Genomic DNA, 3,050 nt, shown 5'->3' on the forward strand with positions numbered 1-3,050 from the left:
AAAAAATCTGGTTTAGAACCTTTAGCTTTAAAACGTATTCGTCAAGGAGAAGTTAAAAAAATTAACTTTTCTCAGTTAACTAAATTAGCTACCGTTCTCAATTGGCAACCAGAAGAACTACTGCCAAAATTAGGACTTTTACCAGTAACAGGAAATGATAATCTACTAGTTCTGCATAAAGAATGTGAGAGGTTGCAGTCTCAATTAGAACAACAAAAAAGTGAGTTAACCCAAGAAATTAGAGAATCTATCTTTAACCAATTACAAACCCTATTAACCAATTATCCTAGCTTGCGACAAATGATAGAGGTTAAACCAGAATTACCAGCAAAAAACATCATTGCACTGTTTACACCTTTAGATAACCTCTTAGAGAGTTGGAATTATGAACCTATTGGTCAAGCATGGGAACAGGTAGAATATTCTCCTGAACTCCATCAAGCGGACTCTAGTGATATTGCAGTAGGAGAAAAGGTCTATATCCGTTTTATCGGTTATCGAGAGGGTGAACGCATCATCTGTCCTGCTAAAGTGAGTCGTACTCTTCCAGGGGGTGCAAATTGACAACTGTTGCTATCGATTTTGGTACAAGCAATACAATAGTCTGTATTTTAGATCCAGTTAGTCAAAAACCTCGTACCTTAAAGTTTAAGGGTATTTCTCGTGAGTTTGAAGGAACGGGAGTCTCTACAGTACCCACCTTAGTTTTTGTTGAAAATAACAATACTTTTAGTTTTGGAGAACAGATAAGATCTCAAAGAAAAGGATTAGCACAACCTGAACGTTATTTTCAATCATTTAAACGTAATTTAGTAGCAGATTATCAAGCACCTCCCCGTTTAATTGATGGAAAAGCTTATAGTGCCCAGGACATCTCAGAACTGTTTTTAAAGAATATTTGGCAGCATTTAGCACAACAGCAAATTGAACCAACACAAGTCATTTTTACCGTTCCAGTAGGAGCATTTGAGCGTTATTTAGACTGGTTTAGAGACTTTTCTGAACAGTTAAAAATAACTAATGTTCAATTAGTAGATGAATCCACAGCCGCAGCACTTGGTTATGCTGTTCAGAAGATAGGTTCTTTAGTGTTAGTAGTAGATTTTGGCGGTGGTACTCTAGATTTAAGTCTAGTTCGGACAAAACCAGCTAATAATAATATTTTACAGGCAGAAGTGTTAGCTAAGTCAGACGCTTATATTGGAGGAGTAGATGTTGATACTTGGATAGTTGAAGAATATTTACAACAGATTAAATCCTCACGCAGTGAAGTAAAAGAAATTGGCTGGTTAAATCTTTTGGAAATAGCAGAAAAGCTGAAAATTAAACTTTCTCAAACCAATCAAGCTGCAGAAAGTTGGTTTGATGATGAAAACTTTATTGCTCATGAATTAGTATTAGAGCGAGGGAAATTAGCAGAGATATTAGAATCTCGTCAAATGCTACAACAATTAAGAGATGCCTTAGATGAAATATTAGAAATCGCTCGAAACAAGGGAATAAAAAAGGCAGATATTGAGCAAGTTCTTTTAGTAGGTGGTAGCTGTCTAATCCCCACAGTACAACAATTAATAGTTTCCTACTTCGGACAAGATAGAGTAAGGCTAAATAAACCATTTGAAGCAATAGCACATGGAGCTTTAGCACTTAGTCAACTAGTTCAAGTAGAAGATTATCTACGTCATGGTTATGCTATTCGCTTATGGGAACCACAGGAAAAATGCTATATCTATCATCCTTTATTTAATGCTGGAATTAAATATCCTGCCAAAAAAGAACGACCTTTACTATTGCAAGTAGCACAAAATGGACAAACAGAAATTAATCTGGATATTGGAGAAGTCGCCGAAACCTCTCAAGCTGAAGTCACTTTTGATACAGATGGCAAAATGACAAGTACTCAGCTTTATAAGCAAACTGCTTTTCGCTCTCTAGAAAACAATTCTCAATTAGTCTGTGTAGCCCATTTAGAGCCACCTGGAAAGTTAGGAGAAAACCGAATTTCTGTTGAATTTGAAGTTGACCAAGGACGAGTATTAATTGCTACTGTTACGGATATTATTACTAATAAAGTATTAGTCAATAGAGTAGCAATTGCTAAATTAAAATAAAGACGATCTCCTTAAGGAAATATTTGGTAAATTTCTCTACGATGTGCTACTCGTTGACAGATAATAGTTTGATTGGTTTTATCAATGGTTAAGCCAATTCTATAATCTCCAACTCTAATTTTATACTTGTCTTTATAGCCTTTCATTTTATTAACATACCCTAATTCAAAAGGATTCTTGGCTTCTAATAAGCGCAAAAACGATTAATTCAATACGAGATTGTACCTCTTTTGGTAAAGCCGCTAATTCCTTTAAAAATCTTTTAGTGTATTCAATTTTCCACATTGTTATTTTTGATTGAGGCTAAATACTTTAAGGCTTCTCCTTTAGAAAGAGTTTCATCATTTTCAACCTCTTCGATAAGTTTTCCGAGTCCATAATCTTCAAGAATTTCTTCGATTTTTTCAAATTCAGCAATAGGAATCTGAACCGCAATCGGTTTCTGATTAGTGTCTAAGACATAGTTTTTGTTGATTTCTAGCATTTAGTTGTCTCCAAATGTATTATAAATTATAATAGACGATCGCCTTCAAAAACCATCGGACGATGCCGAAGGCACAGCCCGATGGGGCTGCCCGCACTACAAAGCAACATGAGCGATCGCACTATTCTCCATAATGAGTCTTGGCACAGTGAATATAGATCAGATAAAAGGTTCTCTAAACCCATTTTCCAACTAAAACCCGCACTGTTCCATCATCCAAAACTTCTTCCTCTTCAATATCAAACCCCTGCTCCTGTACTTGACTTAATAATGTCGTATGAGCATATTTTTGGAGAATTGAATTCATGAACTGTTCTTGATTTATCTTAGCTCCCCAAAAATCGGCAACTAATTCATAGTTATCGCCTTGACAACGGAATCCGAGATCATAACCATTATTTTGTCTAATGACATATTCTGCTTGGGTTTTATTGCCTAGGTAGCCTCTGACATTA

3 protein-coding genes and 2 pseudogenes are annotated in these 3,050 nt (G+C 35.6%); 2 read left to right on the forward strand and 3 right to left on the reverse strand.

Annotated elements, in window-relative coordinates:
• Positions 1 to 171: 171 nt before the first annotated feature.
• A pseudogene (locus EA365_01100) lies at positions 172 to 564 on the forward strand (molecular chaperone GrpE).
• Positions 561 to 2,111 carry an Hsp70 family protein gene (locus EA365_01105; protein ID TVQ48732.1) on the forward strand — a complete coding sequence of 517 codons (1,551 nt, stop codon included), beginning with the start codon at positions 561 to 563 and terminating at the stop codon, positions 2,109 to 2,111. The pseudogene EA365_01100 and the gene EA365_01105 overlap by 4 nt, the downstream one beginning before the upstream one ends.
• 11 nt (positions 2,112 to 2,122) lie before the next feature.
• On the opposite strand, the pseudogene EA365_01110 reads toward EA365_01105, so the two are convergent.
• The 3 genes and pseudogenes from EA365_01110 to EA365_01120 all read right to left on the reverse strand — a co-directional run.
• Positions 2,123 to 2,396: pseudogene (locus tag EA365_01110) on the reverse strand (type II toxin-antitoxin system RelE/ParE family toxin).
• Positions 2,383 to 2,595, reverse strand: a complete 213-nt coding sequence (locus EA365_01115; protein ID TVQ48733.1) for a hypothetical protein — start codon at positions 2,593 to 2,595, stop codon at positions 2,383 to 2,385. The pseudogene EA365_01110 and the gene EA365_01115 overlap by 14 nt, the downstream one beginning before the upstream one ends.
• Positions 2,596 to 2,770: 175 nt before the next feature.
• A partial coding sequence (locus EA365_01120) for a DUF1257 domain-containing protein (protein TVQ48734.1) occupies positions 2,771 to 3,050 on the reverse strand: 280 nt, incomplete at its 5' end.

The sequence above is a fragment of the Gloeocapsa sp. DLM2.Bin57 genome (genome assembly GCA_007693955.1).
Classification (GTDB): Bacteria; Cyanobacteriota; Cyanobacteriia; order Cyanobacteriales; family Gloeocapsaceae; genus Gloeocapsa.

What these genes read in the sequence shown, in the direction of transcription:
- EA365_01115 (TVQ48733.1), bottom strand. Translation starts at nt 2,595, where the DNA reads ATGCTAGAAATCAACAAAAACTATGTCTTAGACACTAATCAGAAACCG.